The sequence below is a fragment of the Hamadaea sp. NPDC050747 genome (assembly GCF_040654195.1).
Taxonomy (GTDB): Bacteria; Actinomycetota; Actinomycetes; order Mycobacteriales; family Micromonosporaceae; genus Hamadaea.
In genome coordinates this window covers 339,345-357,957 of sequence record NZ_JBFAHM010000009.1, presented here as the reverse complement: position 1 = coordinate 357,957, position 18,613 = coordinate 339,345, and the positions used below count along the sequence as shown (strand labels likewise).

8 protein-coding genes are annotated in these 18,613 nt (G+C 72.2%); 2 read left to right on the top strand and 6 right to left on the bottom strand.

The genetic code is table 11. The features are described 5' to 3' along the window. Positions 1–4: 4 nt before the first annotated feature. The 4 genes from AB0H43_RS23485 to AB0H43_RS23470 are packed head-to-tail and all read right to left on the bottom strand — an operon-like array spanning position 5 to position 15,820. A complete protein-coding gene (locus AB0H43_RS23485) occupies positions 5–313 on the bottom strand; it encodes a hypothetical protein (protein ID WP_360002325.1) in 309 nt (102 codons plus the stop codon). Next, positions 313–15,054 (bottom strand): hypothetical protein, encoded by a 14,742-nt coding sequence (locus AB0H43_RS23480; protein ID WP_360002323.1) that lies wholly within the window; start codon positions 15,052–15,054, stop codon positions 313–315. The genes AB0H43_RS23485 and AB0H43_RS23480 overlap by 1 nt, the downstream gene beginning before the upstream one ends. Before the next feature lie 24 nt (positions 15,055–15,078). Beyond that, entirely contained in the window at positions 15,079–15,399 is a 321-nt protein-coding gene (locus AB0H43_RS23475; RefSeq protein ID WP_360002321.1) for a hypothetical protein, read from the bottom strand. Between the two features lie 7 nt (positions 15,400–15,406). Continuing rightward, on the bottom strand, positions 15,407–15,820 hold the full coding sequence (locus AB0H43_RS23470; protein WP_360002319.1) for a YbaB/EbfC family nucleoid-associated protein: 414 nt from the start codon (positions 15,818–15,820) through the stop codon (positions 15,407–15,409). A gap of 109 nt (positions 15,821–15,929) precedes the next feature. Between AB0H43_RS23470 and AB0H43_RS23465 the strand changes: the two genes are divergently transcribed. After that, positions 15,930–17,072 (top strand): S8 family serine peptidase, encoded by a 1,143-nt coding sequence (locus AB0H43_RS23465; protein WP_360002317.1) that lies wholly within the window; start codon positions 15,930–15,932, stop codon positions 17,070–17,072. After that, positions 17,069–17,725, top strand: a complete 657-nt coding sequence (locus AB0H43_RS23460) for an SUKH-3 domain-containing protein (RefSeq protein WP_360002315.1) — start codon at positions 17,069–17,071, stop codon at positions 17,723–17,725. The genes AB0H43_RS23465 and AB0H43_RS23460 overlap by 4 nt, the downstream gene beginning before the upstream one ends. A gap of 197 nt (positions 17,726–17,922) precedes the next feature. Here the strand turns inward: AB0H43_RS23460 and AB0H43_RS23455 are convergent, their stop codons facing one another. Beyond that, positions 17,923–18,231, bottom strand: a complete 309-nt coding sequence (locus AB0H43_RS23455) for a WXG100 family type VII secretion target (protein WP_360002314.1) — start codon at positions 18,229–18,231, stop codon at positions 17,923–17,925. Positions 18,232–18,241: 10 nt separating this feature from the next. Next, positions 18,242–18,565, bottom strand: a complete 324-nt coding sequence (locus AB0H43_RS23450) for a WXG100 family type VII secretion target (protein WP_360002312.1) — start codon at positions 18,563–18,565, stop codon at positions 18,242–18,244. Positions 18,566–18,613 lie beyond the last annotated feature (48 nt).

The window sequence follows — 18,613 nt, the reverse complement described above, 5'->3', positions numbered from 1 at the left end:
GCGGCTAGCGCGTCGCCTCGGCGAGATCGCGGAGCAGATCGAGCACAGCGGGCTTGTTGTCCACAGTGTTCGGAAGGTCGGCCTCCGCCGCCGGGACCACCTTGTCCCGCAACAGCGCGATCAGCTCGGCACGGGCTTCGGGGCCGTAGTCGTCCAGGCCGAGCCAGCCGAGGTTCTCGTCGACGATCTCCCGCAACCCGGCGGCGACCTCGGCGTCGGCGACATGGTCGGCGAGGTAGCCGACGGTCCAGTCGAACAGCCAGCCCGCCGCGGACCAGCGGAGCTGCGGGGAGACCTCGATGGTCCCGGACATCAGATACCTACCAGGAATGCGCGCGGGCCGAGATTGTTGTCGGCGAGGAACTTCTGCACTGTAGCAACCTGCGCCGGAGTGAACCGGGCGACGTCGACGGGGACACGGTCCGCCTTGGCCAAATGGTCGATGATCCTGGTCTGCAGGTTCGGCCATTGCCGGTCGAAGTACGCGCCGTCGAAGTTCCCCACGGCGTCGTAGGTCAAGCCGGTGGCCGGGTCGACCCAGTCGACGTCGGGATTCGCCGACCGTTCGAGTTCGATGCCGAGCAGCTCCTCGACGCGGCGGGCCGTCTCCGCCTCCGCCGGCCGGAACCGGCCGGTGGCGGGATCCATGCCCAAAGCCTGGCGGCGGGCCGCCTCCTCCGCCGCCGATCGGGTGGGCGGCTGCTGCTGGGCGGGTGCCTGCGGCTGGGCGGGTGCCTGCGGCTGGGCCGGTGTCTGCTGAGTTGGAGCTTGCTGCGGGGCCGGTGGCCGGGCGGCCGCGCCGGAGCCGCTCGGTGGGGTCGTCCGCGGGCCGGGACGAGCCGGCGATCCACCCGTCGGGCCGCCCGGATTGCCGGGACCCGGGTTGCCGGGACCCTGGTTGCCCGGTCCCTGCCCGCCGGGATGAGGTCCGCCGGGCGGGTTCGGGCGGCGGCGGACCGGGCCGAGGCCGAGCGCCTGGCGTCGAGCGTGCTCGAACAGCTGGTAGAGGCGGCGATTGCCGCTCGCGAGGCGTTCCAGATCGCCCAGCTCGCTCGCCTCGGCGACAGTGAGCGACCGGGTCGTCCGCGCAGTCACCAACTCCTTGTAGCGGTCGCGGATGACTCGGTTGAGGGCGTCCGGCAGCCGCATGCCGGGCACCGACCCCGGCAGAGTCGACGGCACCATCGGGGCCGCCTCGGTCAGGCCGAGAACCTCGTCGAGGCCGGGCCGCTGGACCCAGGCCCGCACCCGCCGGAACCCGCGCGCGTACGCCCGGGGGTTGACCGGCTTCAGCAGAAAGCGGATGAGCTTGCGCGGGGAGAACGCGCCGACGAAGATCGCGACGTTCGGATTGGTCTGCATCCCGGCTCGGTCGTTGGCCTGGGTGAACGGCCCCTGCCAGCCGTCGTCGCCGCCGTGGACGTTGTCGGTGTCCCAGCCCAGCCGGTCCGGCGCGTCCATATAGGGCGCGTACCGGTGCGAGTAGCCGACCTCCAGGACGAACGGCTGGAACTCCATCCCGGCGCCCTGGAAGATCTTGCGATAGCGGTTGACGGCCTTCAGCAGACGGAACGCCGACCGGATCCGGCCGAAGCGCTTGCCGTCGGTACGCGCCGCGGCAGCGTTCTCCCGGATGTCGCGCAGGTCCGACATGAGCTTGTCGTAGTCCTCGCTGCCGCTGACCGCGAGTCCCTGTCCGCCGATCCAGACGTAGAACTGCTTGACCGGCCCGATCTTGACGTCGAGGAAGGTGCCGATGAAGGCGTAGGTCGTGAAGGAGTGCTTCCGATCCAGCGTCCCGGACGGCTCCGACCGGGCCACGACACCTGTGATGCCGTCGCCCAGGTTGGCCAGCGTACGCACCGTCGTCGGCCGTGTCTCGGAGTCCTTGTTGCCGAACGGCAGCGGGGTGCCGATGCCGCTGCCGTCCTTGGCGCTCACCGTGACGAACGGCAGGTAGCTGAGGAAGTGCGCGATCGTGTCCATGATCGGCTGGCCGGTGAGCGGGAACAGATAGCCGGGCGGCACCCCGGTCGGCCCGTACTGGTTGTCGTGACCGTGGTTCGGGTCGCCGTTGTCCTTCCACGGGGTGAAGGTCGAGAACCGGATCGCGCCGAGCCGATTGACCGCCCGCGTCGCCGTCGTCTTCGTGTACGCCACCCAGGCGTGGCTGCCGTCGGGCAGCCGCAATCGGGCGTACGCCGTGACGTTGCTGAACGCGAACACCCGCCACGGACGCTGATAGCGCGCTTTGCCGGTGAGCAGCGCCCACGGGCGGCCGCGGACGAACTTGACCGGCCACAGCACCGTCCGGGCCAGGGCGGCGACCCGGCGGCTGCGGAGGGCGTCGACGCGATCGGCGCCCATCCGGCTGATCTTGAAGCGCCGGGCGGCGATCCGCCGTTCCAGGCGGTCGGCCCGCCGCCCCGCGATGCGGCGTACGGTCGGCTGCAGCGGCTGGTGAGGCGGGGTGCTGAGCGACCCGGACGACTCCAGCCCCAGCGTCGGCAGCCGTAGGACGGTGAACACCCGCCGCCCCACCGAGCGGGTCGGCGTGGGTACGCCGATCGTTGCCGGAAGCATGTTCTGCAGAGCGGGTCCGAGCCGGGAATCCAGGTTCAGCACGTTCTGCAGCCGGCTCGCGGTCGCCGGTGGCACCGCCTGCAGCAGCAGCCGCCGGCGGAGCCCGGAGTGCTGCTGTCCGTCCCGGACGCCGGCCCGGTGCAGCAGGATCATCAGATTCGCCAGCACCGGCGGGCGGGTGTCGGTGACGAGCAGGTCGGTCTGCCGCTCGATCTGGGCCACCAGTGCCATGTCGATCGGGCTGAGACCGTCGGTGTCGGGCCGGAGCCGCCGGGTCAGCCGGTGATCGCCCAGCAGGTCGGCCGGGCCGGTCTGGCGGTCGTGATCGGCGCGGGCGACCGTCTCCAGCGCCTGGGCCAGCGCCCCGGTCAGGTGCAGCAGCGTGTTCTCCGCCGTCATGCCTTCCGCGACCGTGACGACGACCGACCGATCGCCGGGATTGATCCGCAGGTGGGTCGCCGTGCCGGCGGGCAGCGGGTCGGCCCGGACGGTGATCGTCACCGGGCCGGTCAGCCCGTCGTGCCGCACGACGACGACGGTGTCGCGACCGGTACGCCGATGGGCCGACACGGTCAGCGCCCGGCCGAGCAGGATGTCGCGGGTCCCGGTGAACAGCCGCCGGGCCAACGCCTCTCCGGTGATCGGCGAGCCGATCGACAGGAGGTCGCCGATGACCGGAGTGTCGGTCACGAGCCCCGGCCGGTGCTGGTCGAGCAGGATGTCGGTGATCAGGCGGCCCCGTTCGGCGGATCTCGCGCTGCGGCGCGCGCCTTCGGCGTACGCCCGTTGGGCGGGGTCGGTCAGATCCGCGATCGCACCGCCCACATCGGACAGAAGTATGTCGGCGTGAGCGGCGGCTGCCGGGCCGAACAACTCCGTGAGCAGCTGGTTGAGGTCTGCGCGCCGGACGACGTGCTCCGGCTGATCCTGGCGTAGTCCGAGACCTTCGATCAAGGCGTGCGCCTCGGCCGACAGCCGCGACGTACGCGAATGCGCGGCGTTGGCGGAGGGCATCGGCGCCGCGGTGGCCAGCCCGGTGGCGACGGCGGCCAGCCGGGCGGCCTGCGCGATCGCGGCCGGCCGCTGCGACGTGGCCAGCCCGGAGGCGAACTGCCGATGCCGGCCCAGCGCCATGCCCAGGGCCTCGGCGAGGTCGAGCGGCAGTCCCGAGCGCGACATGCGACGCGGCGAGATCCGGATCGTCCAGGTCTGGCTGCCCGGCCGGGGTGGGCGTACCTCGGCGATCGCGGAGCCGCCGACCGGACTCGTCTCGAGCGTGATCCGGACGGGTCCGTCGCCGTTCGGCCAGGTGAGCAGGAAGTTCGGGGAGCGGCCTTCCTGCTGGACCGTCACGCCCAACGCGGTGGCCGTTTGGAACAGCGCCCGGCGGTTGGCCTGGAGCGCCTCGTAGGGGCTGTGGACATCGAGCCCGTCGAGCGGGTCCTCGACGTGAAGGCGATCGGTCAGCAGGGTGCGTACCAGGACGCGGCGGGGCGGCGAGCCGGACATCGGCCGCCCGAAGTCGATGCGGAAGTCGGCGGCGACCTGCACGTCGGCGACGTACGCCACCCGGTCGGCGAGGAACCGGTGCACATGGACGGTGACCTCCACGACCCGCGTACGCCCGTCTCCGTCGGTGAACCGGCGCTGGAACAGCACATGCGCGTCGCCGCCCGCCGCGTCCCGGACGGAGACGCGGTCCGGCTCCGCGACCGTCCGCCGGACGACGTCCCGCTCGGCGTCCACCTGGTCCGTTGTGGACGGATCGGCTCCTCGGCCGCCTAGTCCGTGCAGCGCCGGGCCCCACCGGGCCAGCACCGCGGCCTCCCGGGACGGCTCGGCGAAGCCCAGCGTCGGCGCGACCGAACGCAACGCGTGCTGCAGCGCCAGATCCAGGTCGCCGCCGGATCCGGCCAACTGCGGCACGACGATCGAGTCCGGGTTGCCCGCCCGCGCCGTGAGGTCGGCCAGGATCGCGGTGCGCCGGTCCTCGGCCTCGGTGCGGAAGGCCGCGTCGAACACCGCTGTGGCGGACGGCAGCACCGACTCCCGGCTCACCCCTCGCGCGGCCAGCCTGACCTGCGCGTACGACCGGACGAACAGCGCGTGGTCGACCGCCGCGAGGACGATGCCGGGCAGGTCGTTCTCCGCGATCTGCCCGCTGAGCGCCTGGTCGAGGTCGGCTCGGGCGACGGCCAGCGTGGCTGCCACGAGCTGCCCGAGCTGCCGTCGCCGCTCGTCCACCCGGCGACCGCGTCCCGGCGGCAGGTCGAGGTCGCCGACCAGCCGGGCGAGCTGCCGCCCGGGCACGTCGCCGTTGGTCGCCTCGGCCGCCGTCAACCGTGTGATCGTGCCGGCGGCGGCCGGATCGACGGCCACCGCCGCCAGCAGCACCCGCATGACCCGGTCCGCGTCGGACCGGCCTCGCTGAACCAGGCGTACCGCCGCGGCCACGTCGCCTGCCTCGCCCGTCAGGCCCAGGGGACGGTTCGCCGTTAGGACGTGTGCGACGTCCGCGGTTCCGACATAGCTGTACGCCTGGAGCACATCCAGAAACATGTCCTGCGCACCGGAGTGATCGGATCGGAAATCCGGCCCGCCCAGCAGAATCCGGCCCACTTCCCGGGCTACTCGGACGCGGGCCTCCGGTGAGGTGACGTCCAGATCGTGCGCGATCGCCAACCGGAAGGTCCGGGTGCCGGCGTTCCAGTCGAGGCGCACCTGCTGACCGGGCGGGAGAACGGCGTACTCGACCCGCACAGTGCGCGTCGTGTGCTCGTTGAAGGTGATGTGGACGTCGTCGCCGGAGATCGTCGCCGTGGTCGCGTGCTCGAACCGGAAGTCGCCGCCGACCAGCTGCGTCACCAGGGTTGCCGCGTCCTGGTCGGTGCGGCCGGCGTACGCGGGAGCGGGGTCGGTCGCGAAGATCGTGGCGAGCGCGATCCGGCGGGCGGCGGTGTCGCCCGGGTCGCCGGTCAGCGCCGCCGCCAGATCGTTCGGCGTCTCCGTCGCGCGCACATACGCCGCCCGCCACTCCGGCTCCTGCATCAGCGTCACGAACGCGTCGATGTCCGGTGTGGACCCCGTCGTCATCCGGGCCAGCCGGTTCCACCGTCGCTGGGTGCCGCCCGGTGCGAGCCCCATCTCGTCCAGCCGCCGTTCGAGGTCGTCGAGGACGGCGGTCGGCGGCGTACCGGTGGCGGACAGGAGGGTGTCGATGCGGCTGGTGAGATCGGCGGCACCCGGGGCGTTCGGCCGTCCGGCGACCAGGGCGTGCTTCAGCCGGTTGCCACTGGTCGGCGCACCGGCCGGCGGCTGGATCGGCGTACCCGTCCGGTCGAAGATCATCGAGTAGATCTGCGCGTCGGGGTCGATCGGCGGCCGGTTGAGATCACCCGCCGTGCTGCCGTGGTCGGCGTAGTAGAAGACGACTCTGGTCTGCCCGGGATTCGCCGGATCCGGCTCCCGCCGGGCGAAGACGGCGTACGCGTGCGCGGCGGTGCGGTCCCGGGGGTCGGCGGCGAGGACGAATGCCAGCGGACCGGCCTCGGCGTCGGCGCCCAGCGCCTCCCGGAGCTGATCCTCCACCTGGGACAGTCCCTGTGCGCCGCTTGGGTGCGCCTGGAACTGCCGTTTCGTCCACGTCTCGACGAGGCGGGCGAGGAAGCCTTTGCCGGTGAGGTTCGACGCGGCGACGGTCGGGCGGCCAAAGTACGTGTGATACACGCTCGACAACCAGAGCAGGCAGTTGTCGGCCCGGCCCGGGACGGTGAGGCCGCCGTCGTTGGACGCGTTGATCCAGGTGCCGGCCGGATGCGGATGCACCGGCGCGGCTTCACCGGGGCGTACCCCTAGGCTCTGCAGCAGGCGCTGGTCGTCGACCTGGCTGCCGGGTGCGGCTTGTCCGTTCGCGATCAGAGCCGCCGCCGGATCGGCACCCATCGTCTGCGCCGTCGCGCCGGGCGCTGTCGTGCTGGACGGTGTCGTGCTGGACGGTGCGGAGCTGCTGGGATTGGCGCCGGTCGTGGCGGGGCTGGCGGCCGGTGGTGTGGTCGCCGTGCCGGGCGTGACCGGGGGCGTGCCCTGCGGGCCGGGACTGACCGGCTGCCCGCCCGTCGGACCCGCCGGACCAGCTGGTCCCGTGGGTCCGACCGGGCCGCTGCCGGGTGGCTGCTGCCGCCGCACGGCTCCGAACAACGGGGCGAGGGTCGGATCCTGCGACGCCTGGGTTTCGAGGCTCCGCAACTCGGTGGTCTCGGCGACGGTCAGCGAGCCCGTCGCCTGCCGGGCGAGCAGGTCCGCGTATCGCTGGGTGAGCGCCGTGGTGACGTCGGCGCGAGTGTCAGGCGCGGCGGCGATGGCCGGTGTCCGGGTGGCCGGCAGCGCCGGGCGGGCGGCGTCGAGGCCGAGCGTCTCGGTGAGGCTGGGCCGGTGGAACCAGCTGCGGACGAACCGCCCCATGCCGTGCAGCACCGACCGCGGGTTGAAGTTGCCGAAGTAGACGGCGATGTTGGGGTTGGTCTGCCAGCCGGACCGGTCGTTGGCCTGGGTGAACGGGTCGTGGAAGTCGTCGGCGTGCTCGACCTGCGGGGTCTTGGGGTTGTCGTGCGTGTCGGACACGTCGTGGCCGGTGATGCTCGGCGCGGTGAGCCACGGCGTGTACCGGTGGCCGTAGCCGATCTCGACGACGAACGGCTGGAACTCCGCACCGTCGGTGGAGAAGATCCGGCGATACTCGTTCAGCAGGCGGGCGAACGCCTTGGCGGCCCGCAGCTTGTGCCCGGCGGCGATGTGCCGCCGCCACGACTCGATGAACGGCTTCAACCGCTCCAGCAGTTGCCGGTAGTCCTCACTGCCGGTGACGGCGAAGCCTTGCCCGCCGATCCAGACGTAGAACTGCCGGACGGGGCCGATCGACACGTCGATGAACGTGCCGGTGAAGATGTACGCGGTCGAGCTGTGGGTCTGCCGGAGTTCCGGGGCCGGATCAGTCTCGCCGACCATCCCGACGACGCCGGTGACGCCGTCACCGAGGCGGGCGACCGCGCGGATGGTGGTCGGCCGCGTCTCGGAGTCCTTGTTGCCGAACGGGAACGGGGTGCCGATGCCGCTGCCGTTCTTGGCGCTGGCCTTCAGAATCGGCAGGTGGTGGATGATCGCCGCGATCACGTCGAGCCAGTGACTGCCGGTGAAGATGAACGGGATCCGCGGCGGCGGGATGTTCGGCCCATGCTCGGGCAGCTTCTCCGGGTCCCGGTTGTCCGCCCACGGGGTGAAGGTGGAGAACCGGATCGCGCCTAGCCGGTTCACGCCACGGCTGCCCGAGGTCTGGACGTACGGCACCCATCGGTGGCTGCCGTCGGGCAACTGCACGCGGGCGATCCCGGACTTGGTGCCGAGGCTGACGAGCCGCCAGGGCCGTTGATATCGGAACTTCCCGGTGAGCAGGGACCAGCCCCGAGCCAGCGCGTACTTCGGCGCCCAGAGAGCCGTTCGCAAGGCGTTGCTGCGCAGCCGGGTCTCCGCGTTGGCGATCGCGTCCGCACCGATCCGGCTGATCTTGAATCGCCGCGCGGCGATGTGCCGTTCCAAGCGGTTCGCGTGGCGTCCGGCGATGCGGCGTACGGTCGGATGCAGCGGCTGGTGAGGTGGGGTGCTGAGCGATCCCGTCGAATCGACGCCGACCGGCAGGTGCACCGTGAACCGCCGTCGGCCGACCGAGCGGGTCACCGACGGGGAGTCCAAGGTCGGCGGCAAACCGGCCTCGATCGCCCGCGCCAGCGCCCCGGTCACGGTGAGGAGGTTGGTCACCTGGTCGGCGACGGTGTCCGGCAGCAACTGGGCGAGGACGGCCCGGCGGAGCCGGGCGTGCCGCTGACCGTCGCGGACACCGGCCCGATGCAGCAACACCATCAGATTTCGCAGCTCGAGCGGATCCCGCCGGGTCGCCAGATCCTCCGCCAAGTGCTGGATCTGCGCAGCCAGTGCGACGTCGGACGGACTGGCCCCGTACACGTCGTTGTGCATACCGCGGGTCAGCGGGTGGTCGCCGAGGACGTCGGCGGGAATGACCGGCCGCCGGCGGATCTTCGCGTTCTCGCGGCTCTGCGCGCGAATCCGCTGACGTGCCTCGCGAGTCTGCCCGGGGAGCCGGCGCGGGTCGGCCGGCATCGTCCGCCGTTCGTCGATCCGTCCGATCGTCTCCAGCGACCGGGTCACTTCCCCGACGAGGTGGATCGTGGCGGCGTCGGCGGTCAGCCCCTCGGCGAGGAAGACGGTGACGGTGCGTCCGGTGAGGTCGATCCGGGTATCGGCGGCGACGCCCGTGGGCAGTGTCGCGACGTCGACCCGAACCGTGACCGGCCCACCGGCAAGTCCATCATGGACGACCGTGGTCGTGGTCACGTCGCCGTCGCGCCGGACGCCGAGCTGGGTGAGCCCGCGCTCGGCCACGACGCCGGGCAGGGCCGTCGCGACGTGGTCGGCGAGATCCGTACCGGTCAAGGCCGGACCCCGGGTGCGGAGGTCACCGAGGACGGCGGTCTGCGACGTCATCCCAGGCTGCTGCTGACCCAGCAGGATGTCGGTGACGGTCCGTCCGACGCCGCGCACCTCGGCAGCCCGCCTCGCGGCCTCCGCGTCCCGGCGGGCGGCCGGGTCGGTGATGTCGGCGACCGCCGCGCCGTTCTGGTCGACTGCGGTCGAGACGGGGGCTGCGACCGAAGCCCCGAACGCCTCGGTGAGCAGGGTATCCAGGGCGGCCCGGCGCTCGGCGTACTCGGGCTGGTCCATCCGGAGCCGCAGGTCTTCCACGAGCGCGTGCGCCTCGGCTGACCATCGCCGGGCGCTGGACGCCCAGGTCGTGCCGGTCGGTGGCGACCCGACGGCGGCCAGTCCGTGGGCGACCGCGGCCAGCCGAGCCGCCCGCGCCAGGGCATGCGGCCGCTGCCCGGTCACCCGGCCCGCCTCGCGGTCCTGGTGAAGGCCGAGGGCCAGGCCCAGCGCCTCGGCGACATCGAGCATCATCCCCGTACGCGTGACGCCCCGCGACGGAATGCGGATCTCCCAGGCCGGATCGCCGAATCGCGGCGGCCGGACCTCCGCGGCCGCGTCCCCGCGCACCCGCCCGGTCGTGACGCGTACGCGTGTCGGCCCGTCGCCGTTGGGCCAGGTCAGGTCGTAGGTCGTGCTGTTGCCGTGCTGGACGAGGGTGACGCCCAACGCCCGCAGTGCCTGCCGGGTCGCCTCGTTGACGGCGCCGTCGCGGGCGGCGGACCGGCGCGTCCGCACCCGATCGGCCGGGTCGCGTACCTGGCGACGGGGGACGAGCCGGGTGTCGGAGCGGACCCGATGCGGTGGTTGACCGTGCATCGGCCGCCCGTGGTCGGTGCGCGTGTCCGGTGTCACCCGCACATCGGCCACGTACGCGGTCCGGTCGTTCACCGAACGCTGCACATGCACGGTGACCGCGACGGTGTGCCGGTTGCCCTGCGGATCGGTGAAAGTCCGCTGGAACAGCACTCGGGCGTCGCCGGTGTCCCCGTCCTGGACGGTGACCCGGGTCGGGTCCGCGATGGTCTGCCGGATCACGGTACGAGCCCCGTTCACGACCTCCGCTGTGGACGGTGTGGCGTCCTGGCTCCCGAAGGCGTGCAGCGCGCCGCCCCATCGGCCGAGCATCACCGCCTCTGCGCTCGGCTCCGCGAAACCGAGCCGGGGCGCGGCGGTGCGCAGCGTCTGCTGCAGCGACGAGTCCAGCCGGGCGGCGTCGCCGGCCAGCGGCGGCAGGACGATTCCCTGCGGCTCCGGCCGCGCGGCGGTGGCGTCGGCCAGCCGAGTCGTCAGCTCGGTCGTGAACTCCGCCCGCTGCCGGTCGGCGGCCGTCACGAGATTCCGGGCGAAGGTCGCGTCCCGTGGGCGCAGGACGCCGCGTAGTTCGTTGTTCTGCTGCGCCAATTGGGCCTGAGCCACGGTGCGGACGAACCGCGCCCGGTTCACCGCTTCGGTCAGCGCCGCCGGCAGCGCACTGTCCTGCCGCCCCCGGCCCCGGAACTCCTGCGCCAGACCGGCCGCCGCCAGCTGCGCCGTCGCCGCGGTGAGCTGCAGGATTCGCGTACGCTCCCGCTGTGCCCGCCGATCGGAGCCGGTCGGCAAGGTGAGATCGGCGAGCATGGGCGCGAGCCGAGAGCCGAGCTGATCACCCCAGCTCGCCTCGGCCGCGAGGAGCCGGACGATCGCGTCCGCCGCCCGGGGATTCGCCCGAGCCGCCTCCTGCAACAGGGTCATGACCCTGGCGGTCTCGGCTCGGGCCTGCTGAGTCAGCCGAACCGCCGCTGCGACATCGGCGGAGAGGCCGGTCTGACCCGCCGGCCGGTTCGCCATCAGCACATGCTGGACGTCGGCGACTCCGGCCGCGGCGTACGCCTGGAGCACGTCGCCGAACATGTGCTGGTCGCTCGCGTCGTCGGCCCGGAAGTCCAAGCCGCCCAACCGGACCCGGGCGATCTCCCGCGCTAGGCGTACCTGGAGTTCGGCCCGTGCCGCCGGAGTGGTCAGGTCGGCGTCGTGCGCGACCGTCAACCGGAAGCCCTGATCCCCGGTCCAGTCCAGCCGCACCCGCTGGCCGGGCGGGAGGACGGCGTACTCGACTCGCAGTGAGCGGTGGTAGATCGAATCGAACGTGATCCGCAGGTCGTTGCCGGAGCGGGTGACCTCCGCCGGGTGCTGGAAGCCGAACGCCTGCGTGAGCAGAGCGACGACCTGATCGATCGCCTGAGTGTCCGGGCGGCCCGCGTACGCCGGAGCCGGGTCGGTCGCGAAAGCCTGCGCCAGTGCGACGGTCCGGGCGGCCGACCGATTCGGGTCGCCGGTGACGCCTTCGGCGACGTGATCCGGCATCCCCGCCGCCCGCTCGTACGCCACCCGCCAGTACGGTTCCTGCATCAAGGCGAGCAAGGCATCCTGCTCCGCCGAAGAGCCCGCGCTCAGCCGGCCGAGCCGCGCCCAGCGGACCGGCGTACCGCCGGGTTCCAGGCCCATCTCCGTCAGCCGTCGCTCGATGTCGTCGAGGAGGTCAACGGGTGGCGGGCCGGTCGTCGTCAGCAGCGTGTCGAGGCGGCTCAGCAGCTCGTTGACCCGGGATGTGTTCGGCCGGCCGGCGACGACCGCATCCAGCAACGCGTCGTCGTCGGCCAACGCCGTCTCGGGCTGGACGGCCGCTCCGGTGTGGTCGAAGACGATCGAGCTGAGCTGCGTACCAGGGCTGACGGGCGGGCGACCTGCCTCAGCGGTGGTGCTGTTGTTGTCCGCGTAGTAGAAGACGACGTGGGTCTCGCCGGGATTGGCCGGGTCGGGCTCACGCCGGGCGAACACGGCGTACATGTGCGCCACATTGGAGTCGAGCGGGTCGAGGGCGGCGACGAACGCCATCGGTCCGGCGTCCATGTCCTCGGGCAACTGCTGACGCAGCCGCTCCTCGACGTCGGCGAAGCCCCGCGTCCGGTCGCCCGCGGTGAACGGGGCCGCCGCCCAGGCCGTCAGGACGGTGGCGGAGAAGCCCTGCCCGGTGCGGTTCGCCGCCGCGACCGAGGGGTGGCCGTAGTGCGTGCTGTGGGTGCTCGCCACCCAGGGAAGGCAGTTGTCGTTGCGGCCCGGCACGGTGGGACCGCCGTCGTTTACTGCACCGACCCACGGGCTGGCCGGGTGCGGATGCATCGGCGGCACGTCGCCCGGCCCGATGCCGAGCATCGACAAGAGGCGCTGGACGTCCGCCTGACTCCCCGGGGCCGTCGAGTCGTCGGGGATCAAGCCCTGCAACGGATTCGGCCCGACCGGTGGGAGCCCCGGGGTCGGCGTCTCGTCGTCGGAACTGGTGTCCGGGTCCAGCGTCAGCGAGGTCGGGCCGGTGATCTGCACCTGGCCGTCCGGCGAGGCGAGCGCCTGCGCGAGGGCATTGGCTCGGGTCGCCTGGTGCGCCGCGAGCTGAGCCTGAGCGGTCGCGTCGAGGACGAGCCGGGCGATCGCGATGGTCACCCGGGGTGAGACCTTCCCATCGGGCTGGGCCGTCTCGTCGGTGTCGGTGTCCGCATCGCTGTCCGCCGACGGGTCCGGCTCAGACGTGCCGCGTTCGTCGGTTTCGGGACGAGTCCCGGGCTCGGCGGTGTCGTCCGTGTCAGGGCGGGACTCCGGCTTGGCGTTCGCCTCGGCGTCGTCCTCCGGGTCGGTCGTGCCGCGTTCGTCGGGTTTTCCGGCGCGCCGCCGGTCACCCGGCCCGCCTGGACCCACAGGTACGCCGTTGCTGTCGGGTCCAGTTCCGGTCGTGTTCAGGGTGCCGCGCCCGCCTCCGACGGGTGCGCCGCCCATGGGCGTGGTCGGCCTGCTTGGTGCGGTGGTGTCGTTCTGATCGCCGTCCGAGCCGGGCTGGTCGCCGTTTGCATCCGTGCTCGGGATGCCGGCAGTACGCGGCGTGGCGTCGCCATCGGCCGGTGCCGGTTGCCCGTCCACATCAGACGCAGGCGCGCCGTCGGGTTTGGTCCCAGTCGGCGCGACGGGTGCGGCAGCCGGTCCGGCCCCGGTCGGCGCGACGGGCGTGGCCGGTGCGGTGGGCGCGGCGGGCGCGTTGTCCGGCCCGGTCCCGGTGGGCGCGGTGTCTGGCCCAGTCCCGGTGGGGGCGGTGGGCGCAGTGGGCGCGACTGGTGCGGAGGGAGCGGCGGGCGTGCCGTCCGGTCCGGTGGGCGTACCTTCGGGTCCGGTACCGGGAGGAGCCGCTGGAGCGCCGTCCGGGCCGGTACCAGGCGGGGCAGCGGGCGCGCCATCGGGCCCGGTTCCCGGCGGTGCCGCCGGAGCCCCGTTGGGGTCGGTGCCTGGGGGAGCCGGTGGAGCCCCGTTGGAATCCGAGCCCGGTGGCGGAGCCGATGCGTCGTCCGGGTTGGTCCCGGGCGGTGGGGCAGCGGAGTCGTCGGTGTCCGGGGGAGGGGTCGACGTGTCATCCGGGTCGGTTCCCGGTGCCGGCGCAGCGGAGTCGTCGGTGTCGGGCTGCGTACCCGGCGGCTGGGCGCCGTCCGGCGGGGCGGGAATCCGGTCGGCGTTCTGGCGGGCCTGCTGGGCGGCGGTCTCGGCGTTGGTGGCGGCGGTCGCGGCCTGCTGTGCGGCGGCGGTCGCCTGGGTCGCGCCCCGTTGGGCGATTTCGGCCTGCCGGGTGGCCTGCTGAGCGGTCGCCGCCGCCTCCCGGGCCTGGGTGGAGTCGGCTCCGTAGCGGGCGACGGCGGCTTGGGCGGCCGCGTTGGCCTCGTTCGCCCGTTGCTGGGCCGCTTGGGCCTGCCGCGTGGCGGCGTCGGCCGCCTGCTGGGCCTGCGTCGCCTGCTGACTGGCTTGCTGCGCGGAGGTCTCGGCCTGACGGGCGGCGTTCTGGGCGGCCTGCCGGGCCGCGTTCGCGGCGGCCTGCGTACGCGTCTCCAGGCCGAGCACGGACTTGGTGATGTCGAGCGCGTGTCCGGACAGGTCGGCGTTCTCGCTGACCTTGTCGCGGACCATGCCGGAGCCGATGCGGTTGCCCAGATTGCCGAGGTTGACGTTCCAGTTCTGGTAGACCAAACCGTTGGCGACGGTCTCCGCGCCGACCTCGGTGATGAACTCGTCCAGCGCCCGGGTGCCGAGGTTGATCCCGGTCTTGCCGAGCTTGCTGGTGAACTTGCCCGCGATGTTCTCGCCGATCGGCGTGGCGAAGCTCAACAACGCACCGGCCGCGCCGCCGACTCCGGACGCCAAGGTCTTCTTGCCGTCCCAGCTCGTCCGCGTGCCCATGGCGAACTGGGTCAGCTGAGCGGTGATGTCGACACCGGTCTCGGCGCCGATCTCCTTCATGACCTCCCACTTGACGGCGTGCTTGGCCCACTGCTTGAGCTGCTGCTTCAGGCCCTCGCTCAGGCCGTGCTGGCCGAAGGAGCGGACGGCGTTGGCTATCAGGCCGCGCATGAACGCCCAGATCGCGGCCCGGCCCATCGCGATCCGCATCCCGGCCGCCGTCCACGCGGCCCAGAAGGCCAGCCACGCGGTGATGAGGATGACGAAGATCTCGATGATGACGACGGCGACCTCGACCAGCGTGGAGATCTTGTCGTACTCGATGTCGAGGGCGCTCTGTTCCAGCGATCCGACCAGCGAGGGCTGGCCGTCGGCGCCGTTCAGGATGATGTCGACCAGCATCTGCGGGACGTCGTGCCCGAGGCTCTGCCAGGACTGGGCGAAGGTGGCGCCGCCGTCGCCGCCCCACGCCGCGACCAGGTCGGCGGCGGCGCTGTTGGCCTCGGTCAGCCCGGACTGCAGGCGTTCGCCCACCGAACGCCAGGCGGCGGCGAGCTCGCGGATCTGGTCCTCGTTGGCCTGGGGCCAGCCGCTACCACCCGATCCGAGCCAGATCAGCGCGTCGCGGATCTCGTTCCACGGTTCGCCGAAGTCCCACAGCTCGATCACGCCGTCGCCCCCGGTCCGGCCGGGTCAGGCGGGGATGGCGCGGGTGTTGTCGTCCTCGGCCGTCGTGCTGCCGTTGATCGCCTTGTTCACCGCGGCGCCCACCGTGCTCAGCCCCTCAGCCAAGGTCCGGGCCGACTCGGTGATCTGGGTGGCCGAGGTGGTGTAGTTCGAGCGGAACCTCCGCCCGCCCTCGTCGTCGCCGAACAGCGGCGACTGCGCCTCCATCGTCTTGACCAGGTTCAGCGCGTCGCTCACCACGTCGTCCAGATTGGCCAGCGCCGCGTTCAGCCGGTGGGCGGCGTTCTTGGCACCCTCGGGGTCGGGGATGTCGGTCAGATCAGCCATCTCAGCCTCAGCCCTTCCGCAGGATGTCGGCGAATCCGCCGGTGATCGATTCGAGCAGCTGTTCGGGGCTGCCGGTGAAGCCGGGCTGCCCGACGAGCTCCGGCGGGAGCAGCGGTTCGCACAACTCGACCATGCGCTGTTGGGCGGCGTCGGCGGCGACGCGGATCGTCTCCTCGATCGTGCTCGCCAGCTCCGCCGAGTCCGGCTGGTGGTAGATGCCCGGGTCCAGGCGCAGCGAGCGAAGCTTGCCGTCGGCGCCGACCACGACGGTGACCAGCCGGTCCGCGGAGACCGCGGTAACCTCGACCGACCGCAGCTGCGCCATGACCGAGTCGAAGCCGGCCGTCGCCCGCTCCACCTGCCCGCGCAGCTGCTCGGCCCGGGACCGCAAGGCCTCCACCATCTCCCGATCGGCCGCCATGCATCCAACGGTAACCGGGAAACGTTTCGAAAGCGATAGTGGACCGTCCACAAGCGCCGCCACTGCGCCGACCATGGTGGACAGTCCATTTCGGTGCGATGATCGTGCCGTGCGCCGGGTCTTCCACGCGTCTGTCGTCTGTGGCCTCATGCTGGGACTGTCCGTCTTGCCGGGCATTCCGGCGCAGGCCGCCGCACCCTGCTCGCGTGGCCGGGCAGAAGGGGTCCAGACCGTCGCCGCGTTGCCATGGGCGCAGAAGTGGCTGAACCTGGAACAGGCCTGGCCGCTGGCCGCCGAGGGCGCCGGGGTCCGGGTCGCGGTGCTCGACACCGGAGTGGACCGGCGGCATCCACAACTCGCGGCCGCGCTGCTGCCCGGCCGCGACTTCGTCGACGGTGGTGACGGGCGCGTCGACTGCACCGGCCACGGGACCGGCGTCGCCGGGCTGATCGCCGCGCGGCGCGATGCCGCGGTCGGGTTCGCCGGAGTCGCCCCCCAAGCTCAGATTCTGCCCGTACGCGTCATGGAGCGCATCGAGGACGACGTGAATCCGTCGGCTGTCGCGGCCGGCGTCGACTGGGCGGTCGCGAACGGCGCCCGGATCCTGGTCATGGCGTTCACCCTGGCGTTCGACAGCCAGGCGCTGCGGGCGGCCGTCGCGCGGGCGATCGCCCGGGACGTCGTCGTGGTGGCCGCCGCCGGAGAAGGCGACGACGGGACCTTTCCGGCGGCGTACGAGGGGGTGATCGGGGTCAACGCGATCGACGCCACCGGCGTGACCGGTACGCAGGCCCGCTCCCCCGCGCTGGTCGATCTGGCCGCGCCGGGGGAGAAGATGACGACCACGACGCCGGCCCGCGGGCACACCGTCTACACCGGAGGTTCGGACTTGGCCGCGGCGGTCGTCGCCGGCGCGGCGGTGCTCGTCCGGGCGCAACGGCCGGATCTGTCCGGCGCGCAGGCCGCCGCCCGGTTGGCCGCCACCGCCGATCCCGCGATGGGCCGTGGTTCGGCGTACGGGGAGGGCATCGTGAACCCGGTGCGGGCCTTGAGTGAACCCCTGGTCGAGGCCGCCCCGGTGCCCCGCGAGCGCATGCCGTCCCCGCAGCCCAAGGCGCGGCCGGAGGTCGGCGTCGGGCCTGTCGTGGCGGCGGCCTGCGCGATCGGGACCGTACTGGTGATCATCGTGGTGGCGTTGCGGCGGCTGCGCCGCCGGATGGCGACGGCTTGGGGCGAACGGAGGCCGGTGTGAACCTCACCGAGGAGCAGGCGCGCGACATCGGGCAGACCTGGGCGCGGAGCTACCACCCGGAGTCGCAGATCTGGCTGTACCCGTTCGACATGGGGTACGTCGTCGGCCGGGACACCCCGGAGTACGGGCCCGAAGACGGCATCATCCTCGACGCGCACGTGCGGGCGATCATCGACGGCGACACCGGCGCGGTGACGGTGTGGTCGGCCCTGCCGCCGGAAGCGGTCGCCGACGCCTACCGGGCCATCCGCCGGGCGGCCGAGCGGTTCTCGCCGCAGACGCTGGCGCTGCTGCGGCTCGCGGGTTGGCGACCCGGCCGGGACGCGGCGTCGGCAGTGGACAGATGGTGGAGCCGCTGTGCCCCGCCCGGTACGCCGTTCCTCGAACCGATCCGGACGGTGCTCCGGGAGTTCGCCGCGCTGCGGATGACCGCCATCGGCCTGGCCTTCGAGCCGATGTCGCCCTCGGCGACCGAGCCGGTCCAGTTGTTCGAGCATGAGGGGCGACCGGCGCTCGTCGTGGCCCGCATGGGCAAGGCCGAGCTGATCGTCGACGCCGCCGGTGGTGTCTTCCGACGGGACGGAGACGCCGTCCAGCCGCTCGGCGACGACTTCGATCAGGCGCTCGCCCGGGTGCTCGGCCACACCACCTGATCCGCCTGGTGATCTCCGGTAGAGGGGATACGTATCGGCGGCGCGGATGCGTACGTGAGTGTCCGGAGATCACGCCGTTCGCGGCGCTGCGGTCGGTCACCCGCGCGTCATGCGCGCCCATCACGATCGATTGAAGACGACGGAGCCGCCGTGGGGCGTACCCACGACGGCTCCGGCTGGACGGGGCAGGTGACCCGTCAGAGGGTGTGCGAGCGCAGGATGCTGACGACCTGCTGCTCGGTGTCCTGCATGTTCGTGTTCACCTTGGACACGCTGGTCGCGATCTCGCTGTGGGCGTAGTTCAGCAGCTGCTGCGCCTGGTCCCACTCCTGCTTGACCTCGACGTAGGTGGCGTCGGCGTCGCCTTCCCAGCGGGAGAGGATGTCGGCCAGCTGCGTCTTGAGGCGGCCCAGCTCTTCGAGCACGTCCTCGGACGCCTGCCGCATGGCGGCGACGCCGGTGTCGATGGTGTCGAACTCATAGCGAATGACGTCTTCGTAACCCATGTCAGCTCCCTCAGCCCAGCGTGGTCCCGATCAGGCCGACATCCGGCAGGTCGATCATCTTCTCGCGGTCCAGCTCGCTCGTGTCGTAGGTCTGGTTGCCCTTCTGGATGAGCTCACCCAGGAGCCGGAGCGAGTCGTAGATCTTCTCGACGGCCGCGTCGTACGCGTTGTAGACGAGGTTGAACTTGGTGGACGCCGTGCCCTTCCAGCCATCGCCGTACAGGGCCTGGAGCTTGTTCACCAGCGCGGTCTGGATCGTGTTCAGGTGGTCGTACGTCGTGTTGATCTGGGTCGTGGCCCGCGCTAGATCCTCGATACTGAGCTGTACTGCCATGCCTGCCTCCCATCGTGGCATTCCCCCCGGTGGGGGAGTGTGAGAGCC